The 22,745-nt window shown below is 69.7% G+C and carries 19 protein-coding genes and 3 tRNA genes; 11 read left to right on the forward strand and 11 right to left on the reverse strand.

The annotated features are described in order from the left end of the window. The first annotated feature begins 19 nt into the window (after nt 1–19). Together QFZ50_RS17660 and QFZ50_RS17665 are read left to right on the forward strand one after the other, a co-directional pair. The gene (locus tag QFZ50_RS17660) at nt 20–895 is read left to right on the forward strand and encodes a phosphodiesterase (RefSeq protein WP_307086388.1); all 876 of its coding nucleotides are present in this window, start codon (nt 20–22) and stop codon (nt 893–895) included. Between the two features lie 50 nt (nt 896–945). Further along, nucleotides 946–1,713: a type 1 glutamine amidotransferase domain-containing protein gene (locus tag QFZ50_RS17665; protein ID WP_307086390.1), complete on the forward strand. Its 768-nt coding sequence runs from the start codon at nt 946–948 to the stop codon at nt 1,711–1,713. 129 nt (nt 1,714–1,842) lie between these two features. Here the strand turns inward: QFZ50_RS17665 and QFZ50_RS17670 are convergent, their stop codons facing one another. Then, on the reverse strand, nt 1,843–2,598 hold the full coding sequence (locus QFZ50_RS17670; RefSeq protein WP_307086391.1) for a MerR family transcriptional regulator: 756 nt from the start codon (nt 2,596–2,598) through the stop codon (nt 1,843–1,845). 111 nt (nt 2,599–2,709) lie between these two features. Next, on the reverse strand, nt 2,710–3,234 hold the full coding sequence (locus QFZ50_RS17675; protein WP_307086393.1) for a small multidrug efflux protein: 525 nt from the start codon (nt 3,232–3,234) through the stop codon (nt 2,710–2,712). Between the two features lie 312 nt (nt 3,235–3,546). Here QFZ50_RS17675 and QFZ50_RS17680 point away from each other — a divergent pair, with 312 nt between their 5' ends. After that, a complete protein-coding gene (locus QFZ50_RS17680) occupies nt 3,547–3,954 on the forward strand; it encodes a RidA family protein (protein ID WP_307086395.1) in 408 nt (135 codons plus the stop codon). Nucleotides 3,955–4,047: 93 nt separating this feature from the next. Here the strand turns inward: QFZ50_RS17680 and QFZ50_RS17685 are convergent, their stop codons facing one another. Then, nucleotides 4,048–4,884, reverse strand: a complete 837-nt coding sequence (locus QFZ50_RS17685; RefSeq protein WP_307086397.1) for a formate/nitrite transporter family protein — start codon at nt 4,882–4,884, stop codon at nt 4,048–4,050. Nucleotides 4,885–5,272: 388 nt separating this feature from the next. On the opposite strand from QFZ50_RS17685, the gene QFZ50_RS17690 reads away from it, so the two are divergent. After that, nucleotides 5,273–5,647: a cupin domain-containing protein gene (locus tag QFZ50_RS17690; RefSeq protein ID WP_307086399.1), complete on the forward strand. Its 375-nt coding sequence runs from the start codon at nt 5,273–5,275 to the stop codon at nt 5,645–5,647. Between the two features lie 65 nt (nt 5,648–5,712). On the opposite strand, the gene QFZ50_RS17695 is transcribed toward QFZ50_RS17690, so the two are convergent. The 3 genes from QFZ50_RS17695 to tadA all read right to left on the reverse strand — a co-directional run bounded on the left by QFZ50_RS17695 (nt 5,713) and on the right by tadA (nt 6,891). After that, nucleotides 5,713–5,802, reverse strand: a tRNA-Ser gene (locus QFZ50_RS17695). A gap of 56 nt (nt 5,803–5,858) precedes the next feature. After that, the gene (locus QFZ50_RS17700; protein WP_307086401.1) at nt 5,859–6,347 is read right to left on the reverse strand and encodes a pyridoxamine 5'-phosphate oxidase family protein; all 489 of its coding nucleotides are present in this window, start codon (nt 6,345–6,347) and stop codon (nt 5,859–5,861) included. A gap of 49 nt (nt 6,348–6,396) precedes the next feature. Further along, nucleotides 6,397–6,891, reverse strand: a complete 495-nt coding sequence (gene tadA, locus QFZ50_RS17705) for a tRNA adenosine(34) deaminase TadA (protein ID WP_307086403.1) — start codon at nt 6,889–6,891, stop codon at nt 6,397–6,399. Nucleotides 6,892–6,914: 23 nt separating this feature from the next. Here tadA and upp point away from each other — a divergent pair, with 23 nt between their 5' ends. The 4 genes from upp (at nt 6,915) to QFZ50_RS17725 (ending at nt 10,715) form a co-directional block, all read left to right on the forward strand. Further along, nucleotides 6,915–7,550: a uracil phosphoribosyltransferase gene (upp, locus tag QFZ50_RS17710; protein ID WP_104048935.1), complete on the forward strand. Its 636-nt coding sequence runs from the start codon at nt 6,915–6,917 to the stop codon at nt 7,548–7,550. Nucleotides 7,551–7,663: 113 nt separating this feature from the next. Then, nucleotides 7,664–9,001: an APC family permease gene (locus tag QFZ50_RS17715; RefSeq protein ID WP_307086406.1), complete on the forward strand. Its 1,338-nt coding sequence runs from the start codon at nt 7,664–7,666 to the stop codon at nt 8,999–9,001. Nucleotides 9,002–9,327: 326 nt separating this feature from the next. Next, nucleotides 9,328–10,143 (forward strand): winged helix-turn-helix domain-containing protein, encoded by an 816-nt coding sequence (locus QFZ50_RS17720; RefSeq protein ID WP_307086408.1) that lies wholly within the window; start codon nt 9,328–9,330, stop codon nt 10,141–10,143. 38 nt (nt 10,144–10,181) lie between these two features. Then, on the forward strand, nt 10,182–10,715 hold the full coding sequence (locus QFZ50_RS17725) for a SixA phosphatase family protein (protein WP_307086409.1): 534 nt from the start codon (nt 10,182–10,184) through the stop codon (nt 10,713–10,715). 115 nt (nt 10,716–10,830) lie between these two features. On the opposite strand, the gene QFZ50_RS17730 is transcribed toward QFZ50_RS17725, so the two are convergent. Both QFZ50_RS17730 and QFZ50_RS17735 read right to left on the reverse strand, forming a co-directional pair. Then, a complete protein-coding gene (locus QFZ50_RS17730; protein WP_307086411.1) occupies nt 10,831–12,249 on the reverse strand; it encodes a dihydrolipoyl dehydrogenase family protein in 1,419 nt (472 codons plus the stop codon). 91 nt (nt 12,250–12,340) lie between these two features. Next, nucleotides 12,341–12,416 (reverse strand) — tRNA-Arg (locus tag QFZ50_RS17735). A 289-nt stretch (nt 12,417–12,705) separates the two neighbouring features. Between QFZ50_RS17735 and QFZ50_RS17740 the strand changes: the two genes are divergently transcribed. Next, complete coding sequence (locus QFZ50_RS17740) at nt 12,706–14,589, forward strand: phosphoenolpyruvate carboxykinase (GTP) (protein WP_307086413.1); 1,884 nt, start codon at nt 12,706–12,708, stop codon at nt 14,587–14,589. Between the two features lie 66 nt (nt 14,590–14,655). On the opposite strand, the gene QFZ50_RS17745 is transcribed toward QFZ50_RS17740, so the two are convergent. After that, nucleotides 14,656–16,062, reverse strand: coding sequence for a phosphomannomutase/phosphoglucomutase (locus QFZ50_RS17745; protein WP_307086414.1), 1,407 nt, complete (start codon nt 16,060–16,062; stop codon nt 14,656–14,658). A 92-nt stretch (nt 16,063–16,154) separates the two neighbouring features. On the opposite strand from QFZ50_RS17745, the gene QFZ50_RS17750 reads away from it, so the two are divergent. After that, nucleotides 16,155–18,269, forward strand: coding sequence for a RecQ family ATP-dependent DNA helicase (locus QFZ50_RS17750; RefSeq protein WP_307086416.1), 2,115 nt, complete (start codon nt 16,155–16,157; stop codon nt 18,267–18,269). 51 nt (nt 18,270–18,320) lie between these two features. Here QFZ50_RS17750 and QFZ50_RS17755 read toward each other — a convergent pair. Further along, a tRNA-Ser gene (locus tag QFZ50_RS17755) sits at nt 18,321–18,408 on the reverse strand. A 106-nt stretch (nt 18,409–18,514) separates the two neighbouring features. Next, nucleotides 18,515–20,602: a prolyl oligopeptidase family serine peptidase gene (locus QFZ50_RS17760; protein ID WP_307086417.1), complete on the reverse strand. Its 2,088-nt coding sequence runs from the start codon at nt 20,600–20,602 to the stop codon at nt 18,515–18,517. A 91-nt stretch (nt 20,603–20,693) separates the two neighbouring features. On the opposite strand from QFZ50_RS17760, the gene QFZ50_RS17765 reads away from it, so the two are divergent. Further along, a complete protein-coding gene (locus QFZ50_RS17765; protein WP_307086420.1) occupies nt 20,694–22,670 on the forward strand; it encodes an FAD/NAD(P)-binding protein in 1,977 nt (658 codons plus the stop codon). Nucleotides 22,671–22,745 lie beyond the last annotated feature (75 nt).

Below are 22,745 nucleotides of genomic sequence, written 5' to 3' on the forward strand. Positions count from 1 at the left end.
CAGGCGGGAGGACGCTCCGGTGTCCCGCGAGCATCCTCCCGCCGACCACCTCCTGTTCCACTTCAGCGACACCCACTTCATGGCCGACGGGCTGCTGTACGGCGGCGTGGACGCCCGCGGCCGGCTCGCCCAGTTGCTGGCGGAGATCGGGGGTTCAGGTGTCCGGCCGGATGCGCTGATCTTCACGGGCGACCTGACGGACAAGGGGGACCCCGACGCCTACGCGACCCTGCGCGAGCTCGTCGAGCCGTTCGCCGACACGTTGGGTGCGCCGGTGATCTGGCTGATGGGCAACCACGACAGGCGGTCGGCCCTGCGCGTCGCGCTGCTCGGCGAACCGCCCGAGGACACGCCGCTCTACCGCAGCTACCGGCTCGGCGGGCTGCGCGTGATCGCGCTGGACACCTCCGTGCCCGGGCACCACCACGGGGAGATCGACGACGTCCAGCTCGCCTGGCTCGCGGCCGAACTGTCGCGGCCCGCGCCCGAGGGCAGCATCCTCGCCCTGCACCACCCGCCCATCCCGATGGTGCAGGACCTCGCCGTGCTCACGGAGCTCCGCCGGCAGGACCGGCTCGCGGAGGTCGTGGCGGGCACCGACATCCGCCTGATCCTCGCCGGGCACGTGCACTTCCCGTCGTCGTCGCTGTTCGCCGGGATCCCCGTGTCGGTGGCGTCGTCCACGTGCTACACCCAGGACCTCAACGTCCCGGAGGGCGGCATCCGGGGCCGGGACGGGGCGCAGGGCTTCAACCTGGTCCACGTCTACCCGCACACGGTCGTCTCGTCGGTCGCGACCATCGGGTCCTACCCGACCGTGGGCCAGTACGTGGCGCCGGAGGAGGCGCGACGACGTCTGGCAGCGGCTCAGGAGGTGAGTCCGACGCGTCACTGAGGTGCGGCCCGCCCGGGCTTAGGGTGGAGGGCGGGCGAAAGGAGCACTTCATGAAGAAAATCCTCATGGTTCTGACCAGCGTTTCCGAGATCGGCGATACGGGGGAGAAGACCGGCTACAACGTGGCCGAGGCGGCCCATCCGTGGAAGGTCTTCAAGGATGCGGGGCATTTCGTCGACTTCGCATCCATCCAGGGCGGCGTGCCCCCGCGTGACGAGGTGGACACGTCCGATCCCGTGCAGGTCGCCTTCACGGAGGACGAGACCACGCGCGCCGGCCTCTACAACACCGCCCGCGTCGACGTCATCGATCCGGACCAGTACGACGCCGTGTATCTCGTGGGGGGCCACGGCACCATGTGGGACTTCCCGGACAGCCAGGGGCTGCAGCAGCTGGTGGCCGGGATCTACGACGCCGGCGGCCTGGTGGGCGCTGTCTGCCACGGGCCGGCCGGCCTGGTGAACGTGGAACTGGGGAACGGGTTCCGTCTCGTCGAGGGCCGCAGGGTGGCTGCCTTCACCAACGACGAGGAGGTCGCCGCAGGCAAGGACGGGGTCATCCCGTTCTTCCTGGCGGACCGCCTCGAGGCACAGGGCGCCACCCACGTCGCCGCTGAGGTCTTCGAGGAGCAGGTCGTGGTCGACGGCCGGCTGGTGACCGGGCAGAACCCGGCCTCGGCCGCCGGAGTGGCCAAGGAGATGGAGAAGCTCTTCGCGGAGGTCATCCACCGGGAGAAGGCCGAGGAACAGCACGAGGCGGAGGCCCTGCGCGCCGAGAAGGACGCGATCAAGGCTGCTGCGGCGGGCGACGAGGACTGAGGGCCGCCGGACTCACCGGGGGAGCCACGGCGTCCGCTCCGTCGTTCCCCCGGTGAGGGTTCATGTGCCGGCGCTCCGGCGTTCCGGTGCCGTTCGGGCCCGAGGAGGCCCGCCGGCGGGTGGCCCGCCTCAGGGCGTCTGCTCGTCCTTCGTGCCCTGTTCCTGCTCGAGGAGGGCGCCGGCAATGACGCTTGCCCGCGCGAGGACGTCGAGCTGCGCCGGGTTGTACAGCGCCGAGAGTGATTCGACGATCGTGTCCCGGGTCACCGTGAGGCTCTTCGAGAGGTGCTTCCCGGGCTCCGAGAGCCACGGGTAGTCCCTGAGGGCACCTGCAATGGTCGGTGCGTAGCGTTCGGCGAGTTCGGCGCGTACCGTCTCGTCGGCGTCAGGGGCCAACCCGTCGAATTCCTTGCTCGGCGACTCCGGATCCTCCCGGATCATGGTCCGCAGGTCCTGCATCGCGTCGTCGTCGTAGAGCTGGGAGTAGATCAGCATCAGGGACTGGTCCGGCTTGGACAACCGCGGCGCCACGTCCTCGAATCCTGCCGGGACGCCCGTCACCGAGGAGCCCTGGAGGATCGCCTGGATCTCCGCCCGGGCGCGCTGCAGCCTCTCGATGCTCACCGCGAGGTCCGCGTCGATCGCCCTCAGCGCCTCGAACGAGGAATCGCCATCGAGGGTCACGTCGTCGATCTGGTCGAGCGGGACGCCGAGATCCCGCAGGCGGCGGATCTTCAGGAGACGGACGAGGTGCCTGACCTGGTACTGCTTGTAGCCATTGGACATCCTGTCCGGCTGCTCGAGAAGCCCGACCTGGTGATAATGGCGCACGGTGTTCACAGTCGTCCCCGCCAGCTCGGCGATCTCCCGGGTGCTCCACGCCATTCCCGTCAGTCCTTCCGTGTCACCGGTCGCCGGCCCGGTCGTGGCGCGCCTGCTGTCCGACGGTCGGCCTTCCACGGGACAACCCGTCCCACCGGCCACGGTGCCCTGAAGTTACCACCCGAGGACTCCGACGAGCCCTGTCGCGAGCACCGCGATGCCGCCGGTCCAGAGGACGATGGCGATCGCCTGCCAGAACAGGACCCGCTCCTTCCTGACCCCCGACGCCGCGAAGAAGGCTGCGGTGAGCTGCGTGGGAAGGGCCAGCGGGGCGAGGAGGCTCGCGCCCGGTACACCGAATCGGGAGAGCCAGCCCTGCAGGCGGCGCTGTCCCTTCACGCGCCGGGCCGATGGAGCGGCGGACGCAGGATCCGCCGCTCTGTCCTCTCCTCCTCGACCGGCTACGACCTTCTCGCGGACCCGGGAACTGATGACGACGACGGCGAGCACGCTCAGAAAGTTGCCGGCCATGGCAGCGAGCGCCGCCACGACCGGATTGATCCCGAGGATGATGCCGATCCCGGCAGCACCCTCGCCTTCGATGTAGGGGATCATGCCGGCAACGGCAACACCCAACGGCTGCACGATCTCGGGTAGCTGCTGCACCCATTCCTGCATGCCCTCGTACGGGTTGGCCATCTCGTTCTCCTTCGTCTCTCCGGCGGTGAGCGCGGATTGCTCCACCGCCTGTTAGCACGTTTCGCTTGTGAAGTCAAGAGCGTTGTGCCGGGCTGGATTATTCCATGTGATGACCATTGAAGAGGCTGTGCCGACAACAGGGTCAAGGCCCCGGGATGAGGGATGCGCCACACCGCTCGCCAGGGGCCACCCGGCCTCCCCCTGGCTCACGACGGTCCGGTCACCCGCGTTGACCCTATGGCGGGGACAGGGTGTTCGCTGGTGTGGGCGAGGCCCTTGCTGCCCCGACCCCTATCGATCGAAGGAACGCAGATGACCGTGCACCTCAGCCATCCGGACGGCCTGCTCGAGCAGACCGACTACGCACCCGTCGCCCTGGCCACCGGGACCCGCCTGCTCCTGCTCGCCGGGCAGGTGGCGGTGACATCCGCCGGGGCTCCGACATCGACGGATCTGGCGGGCCAGGTCCACTCCGCGCTGCGCAATGTCGCAACGGGTGTCAGGGGTGCAGGAGGTGATGTCGGGGACATCGCCCGGTTGACCTTCTACGTCGTCGACTGGACACCGGAGCGGGCCGATGACCTCTGGGCGGGTACGGCGCGGGCCCAGGAGTCCGAGGGTTTCGGCTCGCCGCTGCCGCCCATCACCGTCATCGGCGTCCAGTCGCTGTGGGCCCCCGCCCTCCTCGTCGAGATCGAAGCCACGGCCGTGCTGGACTGATCGGACGCAGGCCTCGCAGCTCCATTTCCGCGGCCGCTGAGGACGACCCTTGCCGAGGCTGTCGGACGGCGAGGCGGAAGATCTACGGTTCAGCTAGCGGTCGTGGGGTGCTGCCGGGTCGGTGGGTGCTTCGTCCCTGCGCTTCTCGAGGAGCTCCTTGGTGCGCACGAGCCGGAGGAGGGTGACCAGCACCAGACCGCCCAGCATGTTGAAGAGCAGGGTATAGCCGAACCAGCCGAGCCACTGCCCGTAGCTGATATCGGCACCCGCGTGAATGGCCGCGAAGATGAGCAGCGAGTCGAGGATGGAGTGGAACAGCTGGAGCCCGGCCAGGAGGAACCCGCCGATGATGGTAGCGACGATCCGGGCGACATCGTTGCTGGTCCCTTGCTGCATGCGGCTCATGAGGGTGATGGTGCTTCCCCCGAGGACGGCGAGGGCCACGGCTTGCAGGGAGAAGGGTGCATCGACGTAGTGGTGTGCGCTCTCGCTGACGGTGTCGGTCCACTGCGGGAAGGCCTGCATGACGATCCAGACGAAGACCCACCCGCCGGCGAGATTGGCTACGAGGGTGCCAGCCCATAGTTTTCCGAGCTGTGCGATGCTTCCCTCCTTGGCGACGACGGCGGCGACGGGCATGAGGAAGTTCTCGGTGAAGAGCTCGCTGTGGGCCAGCAGGAGTGCCACGAGGCCGATGCTGAACGCGAGGCCGGCCAGCAGGTGATCGCCCGTCTCATGCATGACGGCCAGGTAGGCCATGATGCCGAGGCCGATCTCGAACCCTCCGAACACCCCGGTCACGAGGACGTTCCTCAGGGTGCGGTGGAGTCTTTCGGCTCCTTCTCCCACCGTCTTGTCGAAGGACTCCTTCAGCTCGTCCTCGACCGGGGCGTTCGATTCGCCCAGTTCCCGTCTGCGGTCCTCGCTCATGTGGGCTTCCTGTCTCCGGGTCGAAGGTGGGGGTGGTGAGGTTCTCCGGCCACCCATCCGATGTTCGGGTCACCTCAATGGGTCGGTGACCCACTCCATCTCAACACCACATCACCCGCAGTGCTCGACCAGGAAGCCGGGAGAGTGCAGCGTTGATGTTCACCCACCGGGGATGGTTCGCTAGTGGCCAGGTGATCCTGGGCCGGGTGTACTGGGTCATGAGGCCGGTGTACGTGCACTGACATCCGCTCCGGCCGGGAGCAGGCTGTGAGCCTCGCTCGCACGTGTTCGGCCCGGACCCGACCGGTCGTCGCCGAACCCTCATCGCCGGAGCACCCGGTCTCTCCTCCGGACCCATGGTTGGAACCCGCTCACCGAGGAGGACACGATGTCCGCAATCACTGTCAATGCCCTTGAGTCCAGGTCGTTCGACGATCCCGATGAGGAGCGCCGTCCGCCCAAGACCAAGGTCGACGTGGTCAGCCTCGGCAACACCACACTGGGCAGGTTCACCTTCGAGCCCGGCTGGCGATGGTCCGAGACCGTCAAGACGGTGGTGCACACCGAGAGCTGCCAGAACAACCACCTGGGGGTCTGCGCTGCCGGGACGCTCGAAGTGGAGATGGAAGACGGTACCCGCACCACCATCCATGCCGGCGACGCCTATTCGATCCCCGCCGGTCATGACGCCTGGGTCCAGAACGATGAGACGTTCGTGGGGTACGAGGTCATGAGCGCGGCCGTCTACGCCAAGCCTGCCTGATCTCTCCGGGCAAAGCGAAGGCCCCTCCCTCCCCAGGAATACGGGGAAGCAGGGGCCTTCTCAGGTGGCGGTGACGGTGGGATTTGAACCCACGTTGGCTTTTACACCAAACAACATTTCGAGTGTTGCACCTTCGGCCGCTCGGACACGTCACCAACGCCTCTACGTTACCGGTTGCAACGCTCCAGACCCAAAACGGGCCGGTACGGACCTACGGAAGCTCGATGACCTCGTTCTTGCCGGAGTCCGGCTTGGTGCCCGTCACGAGACCCTTGACCATCTTCACGGCAGAGACGACGCGCGGCGCGTCCATCGACCAGTACTCGGCGGTGTCGGCGTCGACGTGGATGAGTGCGACGGCGGGGTCGTCGCGCCCGTTCTCGAACCATGCGGAGACCGAGGGGCCCCAGAGTTCGTCGATCTTCGCCTGGTCCTTCGTGAGCGTCGCGGTGCCGGCGATGGAGACATAGCCCTTGCCCGTACTCGCCGAGACGTTGACCTGCGGGTTCGCGCGGATCTCGTCGGCCTTGGGGGAGGGGTCCTCGGTGAAGAACCAGAGGTCGCCGTCGAAGTCCTTCGCCTGCAGGGCGAGAGGACGGCTCACGAGCTGCCCGTCGAGGCTCACCGTGGTGAGGATCGCGATGTCGGCCTTGCCGAGGATGTCCTGTACTTCCTTCAAACCGTCCTGCTGATCTGCCACGTCTACTCCTTCTCGAAGGGATGCTGCGTATTCATCAGCCTACGCAGTATCAGAGAGCGCCGGAACCGGACCGGCGGGCGGCGAAGAAGTCCCTGAGCAGCGCCGCGCACTCGTCCTCCCGCACGCCGGGGACGACGTCCGTCCAGTGGTTCAGCCGTCGTTCGCGCAGCACGTCGAACACCGAACCCGAGGCCCCTGCCTTCTCGTCCCAGGCGCCGAACACCACGCGGGGGATGCGCGCCAGGACGGACGCCCCGGCACACATGGCGCAGGGCTCCAGCGTCACCACCAGGGTGCAGCCCTCGAGCCGCCAGGCGCCGAGCCGGGCCGCGGCGGCGCGGATGGCCTGCACCTCGGCGTGCGCCGTCGGGTCCCCGAGCTCCTCACGCTGGTTCCAGCCCATCCCCAGCACCTCACCGTCCGGGCCGATGACGACGGCGCCGATCGGCACGTCCGCGCTCACGCTCGTCAGCCGGGCGGCCTTCAGGGCCAGGCCCATCCACGCCCGGTGCTCGGGATCCACGGGCGGCAGGGCGGGGTTCATGGGCACAATGGTACTTTTGACCCATGCGTGTACTGGTAGTCGACCACCCCCTGGTAGCCCACAAACTCACGGTTCTCCGGGACAAGGACACGTCGTCGCCGGTGTTCCGGCTCCTCACCGAGGAACTCGTGACCCTGCTGGCCTACGAGGCCACCCGCGACGTCCGCGTGGAGACCGTGTCCATCGAGACGCCCGTCACGGCCACCCAGGGCACCGGGCTCGTGAAGCCCACCCCGCTCGTGGTCCCCATCCTCCGCGCGGGCCTCGGGATGCTCGAGGGCATGACGCGCCTCGTACCGACCGCGGAGGTCGGCTTCCTCGGAATGGCCCGGAACGAGGAGACCCTCGAGGCCATCACCTACGCCGAGCGTCTGCCGGACGACCTCACGGGCCGCCAGGTCTTCGTGCTCGACCCCATGCTCGCGACGGGAGGCACCCTCCGCGAGGCCATCAAGTTCCTGTTCGCCCGCGGCGCCGCCGACATCACCTGCATCTGCCTGCTCGCCGCGCCCGAGGGCCTCGCCACGCTGCAGGAGGAGCTCGAGGGCCGCAACGTCACCATCGTGCTGGCCTCGATCGACGAGAAGCTCAACGAGAAGTCGTACATCGTGCCGGGCCTCGGAGACGCGGGAGACCGCCTCTACGGCGTCGTCGGCTAGCGACGGCCGGCGCCGCGGACGGGTTCTCCCGCCTCCGGCGCATCCCGGGCAACACAACCTCCCGAACCGCGCAAGGGGTTGCGCCGGCGCGTGTGAACGACTGCAATGGTGCGATGGCGACCGATAGCGGCACGACCGAGGCGAGCACTCAGGGCGGATTGAAGCGGGCGATCGGTGCGCCGCTGCTGTTCGCGTTCATCGTCGGCGACACCCTCGGGGCGGGCATCTACACGCTCGTGGGCACCATGGCCGACGACGTCGGGGGCGTGATCTGGCTGCCGCTGCTCATCGCCCTGGTCCTGGCGCTGCTCACTGCGGGAACGTACGCGGAGCTCATCACCAAGTACCCGCACGCCGGCGGTGCGGCCCGGTACATCGACAGGGCCTTCGGCATCCCGTACGTCTCGTTCCTCGTCGGCTTCCTCATGATGGCCTCGGGCATCACCACCGCGGCGGCCCTGGCGAACGCCTTCGCCGGTGACTACCTCGCCGCACTCATCGACGTCCCGGCCGCTCCGGCCGCCGTGGTCTTCATCATCCTGCTGACGCTGATCAATCTCCGTGGCGTCCGGGAATCCCTCACCGCGAACCTCGTGGCATCCATCATCGAGGTGAGCGGCCTCGTCCTCGTCATCGTCCTTGCCGCCATCGTCCTCGGCAGCGGCAACGGGCAGCCGGCCCGGCTGCTCGAGTTCGCCCCCGACGTGCCCCCGCTGGAGGGTGCCTTCGCGGCCTCCGTCATCGCCTTCTTCTCCTTCCTGGGCTTCGAGGCCGCCGCGAACATGGCCGAGGAGGTGCGCAACCCCTCGAAGGCGTATCCCCGGGCCCTCTTCGGTGCCATCGGCACGGCGGCGGTCGTCTACCTCCTGATCGCGATCGGCGCGGTCATCGTCCTCCCGCCGACCGAACTCGCCCAGTCGACCGGACCCCTGCTGGACGTCGTGAACGCCAGCGGGGTGGCCATCCCTCCGTGGCTGTTCGGCCTGATCGCGCTGGTCGCGATCGCCAACGGCGCGCTGCTGTTCATGGTCATGGCCAGCCGCGTCGGCTACGGACTCGCGGAGGCCGACCTCCTGCCGCGCGCGTTCGCCCGGGTGCTGCCGAACCGGCGCACGCCGTGGGTCTCGATCGTCGTCGTCGCCGGGCTGACCATCGTGCTGACCCTCGTCGGGGACCTCGCCACTCTGGCGGAGACCACGGTGCTCCTCCTGCTGCTGGTGTTCCTCTCGGCCAATATCAGCGTGCTCGTCCTCAAGAAGGACAAGGTGGAGCACGCGCACTTCTCGGCCCCACGGATCGTGCCCATGCTCGCGATGATCGCGAGCATCGCGCTGCTGACCCAGCAGAGCGGGGTCGTCTGGCTGGCCTCCATCGTGTACATCGTGGTCGGGTCGGGGCTGTTCCTGGCAGCCCGCGCCGGGCGGAAGCGCGAGGGGCGCGTGTCGCAGTAGCCGGCACGGGTGCCGGCGTCACCGCCGGCCGCTGCCTCAGCCGTCTCGCATGGCGGACAAAGTTCCTTTGTTACTTGCGCGTAGGCGATTGTTACATGCAATAATTCCTTGCGTGAACACCCACTCACTCGCATCTGCAGCTGTGGCCTGCTGCCCCGAACGTCATGTCCGGGAACGGGCCGCGCTGTCGTCGAATGCACGCGTAGCGGTTACACCCAACCTCTTCCTACGCACCTAGAGCCCAACGGCGGGCATTCCTCTTCATCCCGACCGGGCTCATCCCGCATTCGAGCCGCGATGACGGCACACTTCACGAGGTGGTTTTCATGTCAGTAAATCCGGGCTACGTCCATATCTCACTCCGCTCCCCGCAGGGCGCGCAGACACGCCAGTCCTTCGCGCCGTCGTTCACCCAGCAGGGCCAGCAGGTGCCGCGCCAGCATTCGCGTCTCCAGGCGGTGCCCGGCGACGTGCAGCACCTGAGCGCTCCCGTCCCCGTCGTCGCACCCAACGGGGTCCCCGGTCCGCAGGTCGTCACGGGGGACACGACAGCGCGCGGCTTCGTGCTCTATGTCGCGCTGGACGAAGCCACGGCCGCGGCCGCCGGGACGACCTTCTCGAAACTCGCGCAGGACGTCCGTGCCTATGTGCGCTCGCTCGTGCCGACCGCGGAGAGCCATGCCGCCGTTGCGCTCGCACCGGCGGACGCCCCCGGATCCGATATCGACGTCGTCCGTGCCGCGCTCGGTGATCCCACGGTCGCCCGCCGTCCCCGCCCCGACGCCGCCCCGGCGGCCCCGCAGGCCCAGCCGGCGCGTCCGACGGGTGTGCTCATCGACCTCTCCCGGCGCGAGGTCCACCTCGACGGCGAGACGCTGAACCTCACCTTCAAGGAGTTCGAGCTCCTGAACTACCTCGTCGAGAACGCGACCCGCACCGTGGGCCGCGAGGAACTCCTCAGCGGGCTGTGGCGGAACGCGGACGAGGTGCCGAACGAGCGCACCATCGACGTCCACATCCGGCGGTTGCGCTCCAAGCTCGGTCGTCTGGCCAACACCGTGCGCACCGTGCGCGGACAGGGCTACCGCTTCTACGACCACCCCGAAGTGATCGTCTGGGCTGCTCCGGAGTACTCGATCTAGCGCCTCTGGCTGCTGCCCGGACGCCATAGACTGCGGGGATGGCCCACCACCGGAAGACGCTCATGCTGCTGCGCCACGCGAAGGCCGAGTTCCAGGAGGGTGTCCCGGACCACGAGCGGTCGCTCAGCTCCAGGGGGCATGCCGACGCCCCGCTGGTGGGCCGGTGGATGGTGGAACACGACTCCGTGCCCGATTTCATCCTCGTCTCCTCGGCCCTCCGGACCCGGCAGACCTGCACCTGGGTGTGCAAGGAACTCGGGGACAAGGCGCCCACGCCCAAGCTCGAGGACGACCTGTACGCGGCACATCCCTCGGAGATGCTGGCGCTCATCAACCACGTGCCGCCGACCGTGACGAGCCTCCTCGTCATCGCGCACAATCCCGGCATCCAGGAACTCGCGATGCGCCTCGCGTCGGTGCGGTCGAGTGAGCACGCCGTCATGGATCTCGCCACCGACTACCCCACCGCCGGGCTCACGGTCCTGTCCTACGACGGCGAGTGGGCCGAGCTCGACGGGCGTGACGCAGAGGTCACCGACTTCGTGGTGCGCCGGGCGTCGACCCTGCGCTGACCGCACCCGGGCGCGCCGATCGCCGGACGGGTGCGCCGTGCTCCGTCGTTCGGAGGTGCTGGGCGGGGCAATTCCGGATCGGCCCGCCTGACGTGCGTGTAGCCGTCCGCCGCCGCTACAGCCCGTACTGCTCGAGCAGCCGCAGCCAGACCTCGCTGATGGTCGGGTAGGCGGGGACGGCGTGCCACAACCGGTCGAGGGGTACCTCGCCGACGACGGCGATGGTGGCGGCATGCAGCAGCTCGGAGACCTCGGGGCCGGCGAACGTCACGCCGACGAGCACCTTGCGGTCCTCGTCCACCACCATCTGCGCCCAGCCGGTGTAGCCGTCGGAGTGGAGTGAGGAGCCGGCCACGGAGATGGGCAGCGATGTCTCGGACGCGTTGACGCCGTCCTTCCGTGCCTGGTCGAGGGTGCGGCCGACCATCGCGATCTCAGGGTCGGTGAAGACCACCTGAGGCACGGCCGCGTGGTCCGCGGTGGCGGTGTACGGGCTCCAGTCCGCCGCGGTGTCACCGAGCGAGCCGGCGGCCCGGGCGGCGATGGCGTCTCCCGTCAGGCGCGCCTCGTACTTGCCCTGGTGGGTGAGCTGCACCCTGCCGCCGGCGTCGCCGACGGCGTAGAGCCAGCCGCCGGCGCCGGGCACGCGTCCGGTGTCGTCGGCCCGGATCTTCCTGACGTCCAGCCCGAGCTCCTCGAGTCCGAACCCTGCGGTGTGGGGGTGGCGGCCGGTGGAGACCAGGAGCCGCTCGGCCGTGACGGTCCGGCCGTCGCCGACGTCGAGCACGAACAGGCCGTCCTCCTTGCGGACCGACGCCGTCGCGGTGTCCGTCAGGATGGTGATGCCCTCGCCGCGGAGCGCGTCGAGGACGAGACCGGACGCCTCCTTCGGATAGTTGCCGAGGATGCCGCTGCGCGCGACGACCGTGACCTCCGTGCCGAGCCGGGCGTAGGCCTGGGCCAGTTCGACGCCTGCCACGCCACCGCCGAGGACGGCGAGGCTCGCCGGCACCTCCCTGGCCGAGGTGGCCTCGCGGGTGGTCCAGTAGTCCAGTTCGGCGAGACCGTCGATGGGCGGCACGGTCGGTGTCGAACCGGTGGCCAGGACGACGGCGTGGCCGGCGCGGTAGCGCGTCTCGGAACCGTCGTCGTGGCTGACCGTCACCTCCCGTTCGCCGGAGATCCGCGCCCAGCCGCGTTCCAGGGTGATGCCGGCGGAGGCGACCCACTCCTCCTGTGAGGAGTCGTCCCAGTCGGAGGTGAAGGAGGTGCGGCGGTCCAGGACCTGCTGCGCATCGAGGGAGCCGGTGACCGCCTCGCGCGCCCCGGCGACGCCGCGGGCGGCGTTGAGGACCGTGCCGGGCCGGAGCAGCGCCTTGGACGGCATGCACGCCCAGTAGGAGCATTCACCACCGACGAGGTCGGCCTCGACCAGGACGGCGGAGAGGCCTTTCTCGACCACCCGCCCTGCGACGTTCTCGCCGACCGCGCCGGCTCCGATCACGATGACATCGATGCTCTGGGGTTCGCTCATAGGCAGAGCCTTCCATCGGACCTGCGGGGGAGCAACCCAACAGGAAAGGCCCCGGCCGGAGCCGGGGCCTTTCAGTGGTTGTTCTCAACCGTGGTGCGCGCGAAGGGATTCGAACCCCCAACCTTCTGATCCGTAGTCAGATGCTCTATCCGTTGAGCTACGCACGCATCCGTAGACCTTCAAACCGACCAGCGGATGAGTCCTACAAGCGGGCCGTTTGGCCGTAGACAACTTTAGCGTGGAATCCGCGGGACGCCTAATCAGCTCATTCCTCCCGGCACAACTAGACCGGTCTACGTGACCTTTGTCACAAACGACTGTCACGTAAGCGCTGGACATCGCCGTCATGACGCGGATCGTGGAAATGCTCTGGGGAGTGTTTCGCAGGCGGGACCTTTGCCTGAAATACGGCGCCCCTAGCATCGGTACACCGAACACCCGACGAAGGGAAGACTAATGGGCCATACTGCGCGTCAGCTTGATGAGGTCGGCACACCCCCCATAAATCCTGACGGCAGCTCGCTGCCGGATGCCTCCGGCGCAGCGCCGACCACTCATCCGGCCCTCCTCGACTGGGTGCGGGAGGTGCGGGAGCTCACGCAGCCGGCCGATGTCGTCTGGGTGGACGGCTCTGAGGAGGAGAACAGGCGGCTCACCGACGGGCTCGTGGACAGCGGGACGTTCGTCCGGCTGAACCCCGAGACGTTCCCCAACTCCTTCGCGGCGTTCTCGGACCCCAAGGACGTGGCCCGTGTGGAGGAGCAGACCTTCATCTGCTCCAGGGACGAACGCGAGGCCGGCTTCACCAACAACTGGATGGACCCGGACGAGATGAAGGCGAAGCTCACGGGCCTCTTCTCGGGGTCGATGCGCGGGCGCACCATGTACGTCATCCCCTTCGTCATGGGCCACCTCGACGCCGAGGACCCCAAGTTCGGTGTCGAGATCACCGACAGCGCCTACGTGGTGACCTCCATGCGGATCATGGCGACCATCGGCACGGCCGTCCTCGACCGGATGACGGAGCTCGACGCGCCGTTCGTCCCCGCGCTCCACTCCCTCGGCGCACCGCTGGCCGAGGGTGAGGCCGACGTCCCGTGGCCGTGCAACGAGGAGAAGTGGATCGTCCACTTCCCCGAGGAGCGCTCCATCTGGTCCTACGGCTCCGGCTACGGCGGCAACGCCCTGCTCGGCAAGAAGTGCTACGCGCTGCGGATCGCGTCCGTCATGGCCCGCGACGAGGGCTGGCTGGCCGAGCACATGCTGATCCTCAAGCTCACCTCTCCCCAGGACAAGACCTACTACCTCTCGGCGGCGTTCCCCTCCGCCTGTGGCAAGACCAACCTCGCGCTGCTCGATCCCACGATCGAGGGCTGGAAGGTCGAGACCCTGGGCGACGACATCACGTGGATGCGCTTCGGCAAGGAAGGCGAGCTCCGCGCGGTCAACCCCGAGGCGGGCCTCTTCGGCGTCGCCCCCGGCACCGGCTGGGGCACCAACCCCAACGCCATGCGCGCCATCGCCAAGGGAAACTCTGTCTTCACCAACGTGGCACTCACCGACGACGGCGGTGTCTGGTGGGAGGGCATGACCGACGAGGTGCCGGCGCACCTGACCGACTGGCAGGGCCGGGACTGGACGCCGGACATGGATCACCCGGCCGCGCACCCGAACGCCCGGTTCTGCACGCCCATCGACCAGATCGACATGCTCGCCGAGGAGTACAACCGGCCCGACGGCGTGGAACTCTCGGCGATCCTCTTCGGAGGCCGCCGCAAGACGACCGTCCCGCTCGTGACGCAGTCCCGCAACTGGGCCAACGGCATCTTCATGGGCTCGACCCTGTCCTCGGAGACCACGGCCGCGGCCGCGGGCCAGGTGGGGCGGGTGCGCCGCGATCCGATGGCCATGCTGCCGTTCATCGGGTACGACGCCGGCGACTACCTCCGCCACTGGCTCACCCTCAGCGCCGGCGCGGACCAGGCGCGGCTGCCGAAGATCTTCCTCGTGAACTGGTTCCGCCGGACCGCCTCGGGTGGCTTCGCCTGGCCGGGCTTCGGTGACAACTCGCGGGTCCTCAAGTGGGTCATCGAGCGGCTCGAGGGCACGGCCGACGCCGTCGAGACGCCGATCGGGTTCGTCCCGACGGGCGACGCCCTCGACCTGACCGGGCTTGACATGACGCCCGCCGAGGTCGAGGCCGCCGTGCACGTCGACGCCGTGGAGTGGGCCCAGGAGCTCGAGGGCATCGAGCAGTGGTACGAGCGCTTCGGCGACTCGCTGCCCGAGGAGCTCAAGGGACAGCTCGAGGAGCTCAAGCAGCGCTTCAGCGTCGCCTGAGCCGCCCCTGACGACAAGAGGCCCCTTCCCGGCGGGAAGGGGCCTCTTTCATGCTCGTGATCCGGGTCAGTCGCGGATCACCACGAGGACGCGCTGCACGAGGTCCTCGAGCGTCTGCGGATCCACGGCCTCGGCGTTGAGCCGGAGGTAGGGCTCGGTGTTCGAGGGGCGGAGGTTGAACCACCAGTCGCCGTGCTCCGGGGTGAAGGTCAGGCCGTCGAGGTCGTCCACCACCACGCCCTCCTGCTCGAACTCGGTGCGTGCCCGGGCGATGGCCCCCTGGAGGTCCTGAACCTTCGAGTTGACCTCGCCCGAGGAGAAGTAGGGCTCGTACTCGCGGCCCAGCTCGGACAGCGGGCCGTCCTGCTCGCCGAGCGCCGCGAGGACGTGCATCGCGGCCAGCATGCCGGTGTCGGCGTTCCAGAAGTCGCGGAAGTAGTAGTGCGCCGAGTGCTCGCCGCCGAACACCGCGCCCTCCTCGGCCATGACGGCCTTGATGAAGGAGTGGCCCACGCGCGTGCGGACCGGGCGGCCGCCGTCGTGCCGGATCAGTTCCGGCACCGCGCGGGAGGTGATGAGGTTGTGGATGATGACGGGCTCGGCCTCACCGGCGGCCTGGGCGCGCGCGATCTCGCGGCGCGCGACCATCGCGGTGATGGCGCTCGGTGAGACGGGCTCGCCCTTCTCGTCGATGATGAAGCAGCGGTCGGCGTCGCCGTCGAACGCGATCCCGATGTCCGCGCCGTGCTGGACGACGGCGGCCTGCAGGTCGAGCAGGTTCTCCGGCTCCAGCGGGTTGGCGGGGTGGTTGGGGAACGAGCCGTCGAGCTCGAAGTAGAGGGGCACGATGTCGAACGGCAGGGCGGGGAGGATCCGGTCGCCGAGGACGGCGGGGGTGGTCAGCCCCGCCATGCCGTTGCCGGCGTCGACCACGATCTTCAGCGGCCGCGACGACGAGAGGTCCACCTGCGAGCGGAGGAACCGCGAGTACTCGTCGAGGACGTCGCGGACGCTGGTGGTGCCCTGCACGGCCGCGGCCGGCACGGAGCCGTCCGCGAGGTAGCGCTCGGCGCGTTCCTGGATGTCCTTCAGGCCGGTCTCGGAGGAGACGGGCACGGCGCCCGGGCGCGTCATCTTCATGCCGTTGTACTGTGCCGGGTTGTGGCTGGCCGTGAAGGTCACGCCGGCCGCGCGCAGCGTGCCGCTGGCGTAGTACAGCTCATCGGTGGAGATGAGGTCGAGGAAGAGCACGTTCGCGCCGCGCAGGGTGGCCCCTTCGGCGAACGCCTTCGAGAACTCGGGCGACGAGGGGCGCATGTCCCCGCCGACGAGGATGGTCTCGCCCGCCAGCTCCAGGGAGTCCACGAAGGCCGCGCCGACCGCGCGGACCGAGTCCACCGTGATGGTCTCGCCGACGATGCCGCGGACGTCGTAGGCCTTGAAGGATGGTGAGAGATCGAAGGTTGTAGTCACGCTGGAAAGTGTATCGGTGGGGCTGCGGCCCGGCTGCACACATGGCCAGACCGCCCGCCCGGACTGGGGGAGGCGGCTGGGATACTGGGCAGATGTCGTCGACCACCACGCTGAACGAGCAAGCCACAGCCATCCTGCACACCCTCGTCGGATCACCGGAGGCCCAGTTCCACGAGGGGCAGTTCGAGGCCATCGAGGCACTCGTCGAAGGCGGGCGGCGTGCCCTCGTCGTCCAGCGGACCGGGTGGGGGAAGTCCGCGGTGTATTTCGTGGCGAGCCTGCTCCTGCGCGCCCGCGGAGCCGGCCCCACGCTGATCGTCTCACCCCTGCTCGCGCTCATGCGGGACCAGGTGGCCGCCGCCGCTCGGGCCGGGGTGCGCGCCGAGGCCATCAACTCGGCCAACCAGACCGAGTGGCAGGAGATCGAGGCGAAGCTCCAGGCCGACGAGGTGGACGTCCTCCTCGTCTCGCCCGAACGCCTCAACAACCCGTCCTTCCGGGAGCTGTACCTGCCGGAGCTCATGCGGCGCACGGGCCTGCTGGTGATCGACGAGGCCCACTGCATCTCCGACTGGGGCCACGACTTCCGTCCCGACTACCGCCGCCTGCGAGAGCTGATCCTGGGCCTGCCGCAGGGGGTGCCAGTACTGGCCACCACGGCGACGGCGAACTCCCGCGTGGTGAAGGACGTCGAGGAGCAGCTCGGCGCGGGCGGTACGGACGTGTTCACGCTGCGCGGCGAGCTGGCACGCAAGTCCCTGCGCCTCGGGGTGCTGCGCCTGCCGAGCCCCCGCTCGCGCCTCGCTTGGCTCCTCACGCACCTGTCGGACCTGCCGGGCAGCGGGATCATCTACGCCCTCACCGTGTCGGCCGCGGAGGACACCGCCCGCCTGCTGCGCGAGAACGGGCACGCCGTCCGCGCGTACACGGGACGCACCGACCCGGCGGACCGCGAGGCGGCGGAGGCCGCCCTGAAGGCCAACGAGGTCAAGGCGCTCGTGGCCACCAGTGCGCTCGGCATGGGCTTCGACAAGCCGGACCTCGGCTTCGTGGTGCACCTCGGGGCTCCGTCCTCGCCCGTGGCCTACTACCAGCAGGTGGGGCGTGCGGGCCGCGGGACGCCGAATGCCGATGTGCTGCTGCTGCCCGGCGCCGAGGACCGCGACATCTGGGAGTACTTCGCCACCGCGTCCATGCCCTCGCAGGACGCCGCCCTGCGGGTGCTCGAGGCGCTCGAGCCCGGCGTCGTCCTGTCCACGCCGGCGCTCGAGACGCGGGTCAACCTGAAGCGCTCACCCCTCGAACTCCTCCTCAAGGTGCTCGACGTCGACGGCGCCGTCCGCAAGGTGACCGGCGGGTGGGAGAGCACCGGGGCGCCCTGGACCTACGACGCCGAGCGGTACCGCCGCATCAGTGAGGCCCGCGTCGTGGAGCAGAAGGCCATGCTCGACTACGAGAACACCGCCGGCTGCCGCATGGAGTTCCTCTCGCGGTCCCTCGACGACCCGGCAGCCAGCCCGTGCGGCCGCTGCGACAACTGCGCCGGTCCCTGGTACTCCGACGAGGTGGCGCACGAGGCATCCGACTCAGCGAGCCAGGCCCTCAGCCGGGTCGGCGTGGAACTCGAGCCCCGCGGCCAGTGGCCGTCCGGCATGGACAAGCTGGGCGTGCCCCTGAAGGGGAAGCTGAAGCCGGGCGAGGTCAGCCTGCCCGGACGGGCGCTGGCGCGGCTCACCGACCTCGGCTGGGGCAACCGACTCCGCGAGCTGATGGCGGACACCACCCCGGATGCACCGCTGGACCCCGCGGTGATCGAGGCCGTGGTCCGCGTCCTGGCGCAGTGGGGCTGGGACGAGCGGCCGGTCGCCGTGGTCAGCGTCCCCTCCCGGCGCCGCCCGGAGCTCATCGGGTCCCTCGCCCGGGCGCTCGCCCAGGTGGGCCGCATCCCATACCTCGGTCAGCTGGCCACCCCGCACGGCTTCCCGCAGGGCCAGCCCGGGGGCAACAGTGCGTTCCGCCTGGCCTCGGTGTGGGACCACTTCGCGGTGCCCGAGGGCGGCGCCGCCTGGTTCGCCGAGCATCCCGGGCCGGTGCTGCTGGTCGACGACTTCGCGGACAGCCGCTGGACCATCACCGAGGCGGGGCGGGCGCTGCGCACCGCGGGCGCCTCGGGAGTGCTGCCGTTCGCCCTGGCGCTCAAGGCGTAGCAGCCGCCCCGGACATGCAGAAGGGCCCCCGGAATACCGGGGGCCCTGACGCGGAGACGGGGGGATTTGAACCCCCGGTAGGCTTTAGGCCCACACTTCATTAGCAGTGAAGCCCATTCGGCCGCTCTGGCACGTCTCCATCGGCTATCTCTAGCCTCCCAAGGTTACCCAGAAGGGGACGGCAAGAGCAAAACCGCCCCGCTCCCTCGGCGCGTTGCCGGGCAGGTGCTCGCGGAGCGCGGGTGTCAGAGAGAACCGGTGAGGGCCCGCCAGAGGAACTCGAAGCTCATGGCGTGCATCCTCGCGGCCTGCCGGTTGTCGGCCGCGCCTGCATGGCCCCCTTCGAGCGCCTCGTGGAACCAGACGTCCGGGATGCCGAGGTCCTTCATCTTCGCGGCCATCTTGCGGGCCTGCACCGGCCCCACCCGGTCATCGCTGGTCGCCGTCCAGAGGAGCGTCTTCGGATAGGCGACGTCGTCCCGCAGCAGGTGGTACGGCGAGAAGGTCTGCACGTACTCCCACTCCTCGGGCTTGTCCGGGTCGCCGTACTCGGCGATCCAGGAGTACCCGGCGGACAGCTTGGTGTACCGGCGCATGTCCAGCAGGGGCACGCCGCACGAGATGGCGCCGAACAGGTGCGGGTACGTGGTGAGCATGTTGCCCACGAGCAGGCCGCCGTTGCTCCGGCCCGTGCAGCCGAGGAGTGCCGGCGAGGTCACGCCGCGCCGCACCAGGTCTTCGGCGATGGCCGCGAAGTCCTCGTAGGCCCGGTGCCGGTTGGCGTGCAGCGCGGCAAGGTGCCACTGCGGCCCGTACTCGCCGCCGCCGCGGATATTGGCGAGCACGTAGACGCCGTTCCGGCCGTCCTCCGTGGTGCGTTCGAGCCAGCCGCGCCCGATCACGCCGCTGTAGGCGGGCGTCATCGAGTGTTCGAAGCCGCCGTAGCCGGACAGCAGGGTGGGGTTGCCGCCGTCGAGCACCAGGCCCTTCGCCGCGAGCTGGAAGTAGGGCACGCGCGTACCGTCGGCCGAGACCGCGAAGTGCTGCTCGACGGCGAAGCGGTCCTCGTCGAAGTAGGACGGCGAGGACTTGACGGCCGTGTACCCGCCGCCGATGGTCCCGCGGTAGAGCGTCGACGGCGTCAGGAAGCCCGTGGCGACGAGCCAGTAGTCGTTGCCTGCCGCGTCGTCCTCGTCGTCCACCGCGTAGGCGTCCACGGAGTGCAGCGGCGGGCAGGCGTCGAGCAGGTCGGCGGCCCAGTCCTTCGCGGGGTCCAGGATGCGGATTTCCGAGGACACGTCGCGCAGCAGGTTCAGCAGGAGGAAATCGCGGGTCCAGCTCCAGGACTGCAGGGACGTGGAGGGGTCGGGGGCGAAGACGGTCACGAAGGTCCGCTCTCCCGCGAGGAACGCGTCCAGGGGGACGACGAGGAGGGACCCTGCCGCGTGCATGGTCCCACCGGCGGTCCAGTCCGTGCGGGGCCGGATGATCAGCCACTCGCGGTGCAGGGAGATGCTGGCGTCCTCGGGCACCTCGATGAGCCGCCAGTCGCCGTCCTGCCGGAGGTAGGTGCGGCGCGTGTAGAAGTCGATGGTGTCGACGGCGATGTCGCGCTCGAACCCCGGCGTGGAATCGTGCAGCACGAGGGCCATCATGTGGTCCTCCTCCACCTCGAAGTACGGCTCGGCCGAGGCGAGGCCGGCCCCGCGCCGCAGGGTCCGTACCGTCCGGGGGTAGGAGCTCGACGTCATGGACCCCGGCCCGAAGTCGGTGCCGACGTGGAGGGCGTCCGGGGCGGCCCAGCTGATGCGGCTCTTCGCCGTGGGGATGTCGAAGCCGCCGTCGACGAACGCCAGGGTCTCGAGGCTGAACTCCCGGTAGCGCGCGGCGTCCCCGCCGTCGGGGGAGAGGACCACGAGGACCCGCTCGTGCGGTGCGCCCTCGGCCGGGCGGAGGAAGAGCGCCCCGCCCCAGACCCACTCCGTCCCCTCGACGGCGCTCAGGGCGTCGACGTCGAGCAGGATCTCCCAGTCGGGGGCGTCGGAGGCGTAGCTGTCCCAGGTGGTCCGGCGCCAGATGCCCTGCCGGTGCTCGGCGTCGCGCCAGAAGTTGTAGTAGTGGCTCCCGTGCTTGCCCGCCATCGGGATACGGTCCGTGGAATCGAGCACCTCGAGGATGCCGCGTTCCCGGACGCCGAAGTCCGGGGTGAGCAGGGCGTCCTCGGTCAGCGCGTTCTGCGCGCGCACCCAGTCGAGGCCTTCCTCGGCGTAGATGTCCTCGAGCCAGAGGAAGGGATCGTCCGTGGGCGCGGTGGTCTCCGTCGAGTGCGTCATCCGCCCATCCTATGCAGCCCTCCGGAGGCGCAGCGATCACGGGACGACGTTCGCGGCAGGGTGCGGGAGCGGTGTTGGATAGGCTTGCGGCGTGGAGAACCAGGAGGCAAGGCGCGTGGCCGTCATCGGAGGCGGACCCCGTGGCACCTCCGTGGTGGAGCGGCTGATCGCGCAGCATCGTGACCTGGGGCCGGGGGCTCCCGCCCTCGCCCTGCACGTGATCGAGCCCTACGAGCCCGGTCCGGGACACGTCTGGCAGACCGGCCAGTCGCGGCTGTTCCTCATGAACACGCCCTGCCTGTACCCGACGGTCGTCCCCGCCGGCCCGGCCGCCGCGGACGTCGCCGCCTCGCCCGGCGGTATCTCCTTCGACGCGTGGCGGACGCGCGTCAATGACGGCCTGGTTCCCGGACTGGGCGACGACGACCTCGCCGAATGCGCCCGCCTGGCCTCACGGGACTTCCCGAGCCGGGCGCTCTACGGCCGGTATCTCGCCTGGATCTTCGCGGAGGTCGTGCGCCAGGCCCCGGACGGGGTCACCGTCGTCCACCACCGCAAGGAGGCCGTCGGGCTCCGGCGGCTCGAGGACGCCGCGGAGGACGACCTCCAGGACGACGACGAACCCTGGTCCGCCGGCGGGTGGCGCATCCTCCTCGACGACGGCTCGCGGCTCCATGCCGACGACGTCGTCCTGGCGCTGGGGCACCTGGCGGCCACCCTCACGCCGGAGCAGGAGAGACTGCAGGACGTCGCGGCACGCCACGGGCTCCAGTACTGGCCGCCTGCCGTCCCCGCCGATGTCGCCTGGGCCCGCCTCCCCGCACGGAAGACCGTCCTGGTCCGCGGGCTCGGGCTCAACTTCTTCGATGCCATGATCCAGCTGACCGAGGGCCGCGGGGGGACGTTCTCGCCCATGGACGGGGGACGGCTCGACTACGCCCCGTCCGGCCGGGAACCCCGGATCGTCGCGGCCTCCCGCCGCGGGGTGCCGTACCGGGCCAAGGCGTCCCTCGACACCTACATCCCCCGCACCGTCACGCTGCGCTTCTGCACGCCGGCCCGGGTCCTCGCGTTCCGGCAGTCAGGGGTGCAACCCGGCTTCGACCACGACCTGTGGCCGCTGCTGCACCGCGACGTGCTGTGGGCGTACTACACGACGCTCTGCCGCCCCACCGGCCGCGCACCTGCGGCACCCGAGGCCTTCCTCGCCGGACTGGACACCGCGTTGGGCCTGGAGGGCCCGGCCTGGGAGGCCGCGGCCGGGGACGCCGTCGCCCGCGCGGTCCCCGCCGACCTCCGGCTCGACGTCGAAGCCCTCGCGCAGCCGTTCGCGCGGCGACGCTTCGCGGACGGCGAGGAGTACGCGGCGGCCGTCCTCGCCTACCTCGACGCCGACGCCGCGGGCTCCGCGGACGGCGAGGACGACCCCCTGAAGATGGCGATCGGCGCGATGAACGCCGGGAGGTCGGTCATCAAGCAGGCCGTGGCGGACGGCGGGATCTCGGACTCGTCGTGGAACGCCGAGCTCCGCGGATGGTTCGAGCCGCTCGTCGAAGGCCTCGCGAGCGGACCGCCGCCGGTGCGGATCGCGCAGCTCGCCGCGCTCGTGCGCGCCGGGATCGTGCGGTTCGTGGGACCGAATCCGAGCTTCGGCTTCGACCAGGACGAGGGGCTCTTCCGCGCGACCTCCCCCTGGGTGCATGGCGACTCGTTCACGGCGCGCTACCTCGTGGAGGCCATGATGCCCGCGAACCGGGTGACCACGAGCCTGTCCCCGCTCATGCGGACCCTCCTCGAGGACGGCACGGTCCGCCCACGGACCCTCATGGGGGAGGACGGCGTGCCGGTGACCGCTGCCGGGCTGGACGTCACGCTGCCGCCCTACCGCGCCGTCGACAGCACCGGCACGGCCCAGGACGACCTGTTCGTGATCGGCCTCCAGCTGTCCTCGGTCCAGTGGGGGACGGCCATCGCGGCCGAGGCCGGGGCCCCGCTGGAAGCGGGCGGCCGGACCCTGCTCGACGCCGACCTGATTGCCGCAGCCCTCCTGGAGCGAGCAGCGAACTAGGCACTGCGGGCCGTCGCGCATCACAGGCGGCAGGCCGGACGCAGAGAAGGGGTTGGACCTTGACGGGTCCAACCC

The organism is Arthrobacter agilis (assembly GCF_030816075.1).
GTDB lineage: Bacteria > Actinomycetota > Actinomycetes > Actinomycetales > Micrococcaceae > Arthrobacter_D > Arthrobacter_D agilis_E.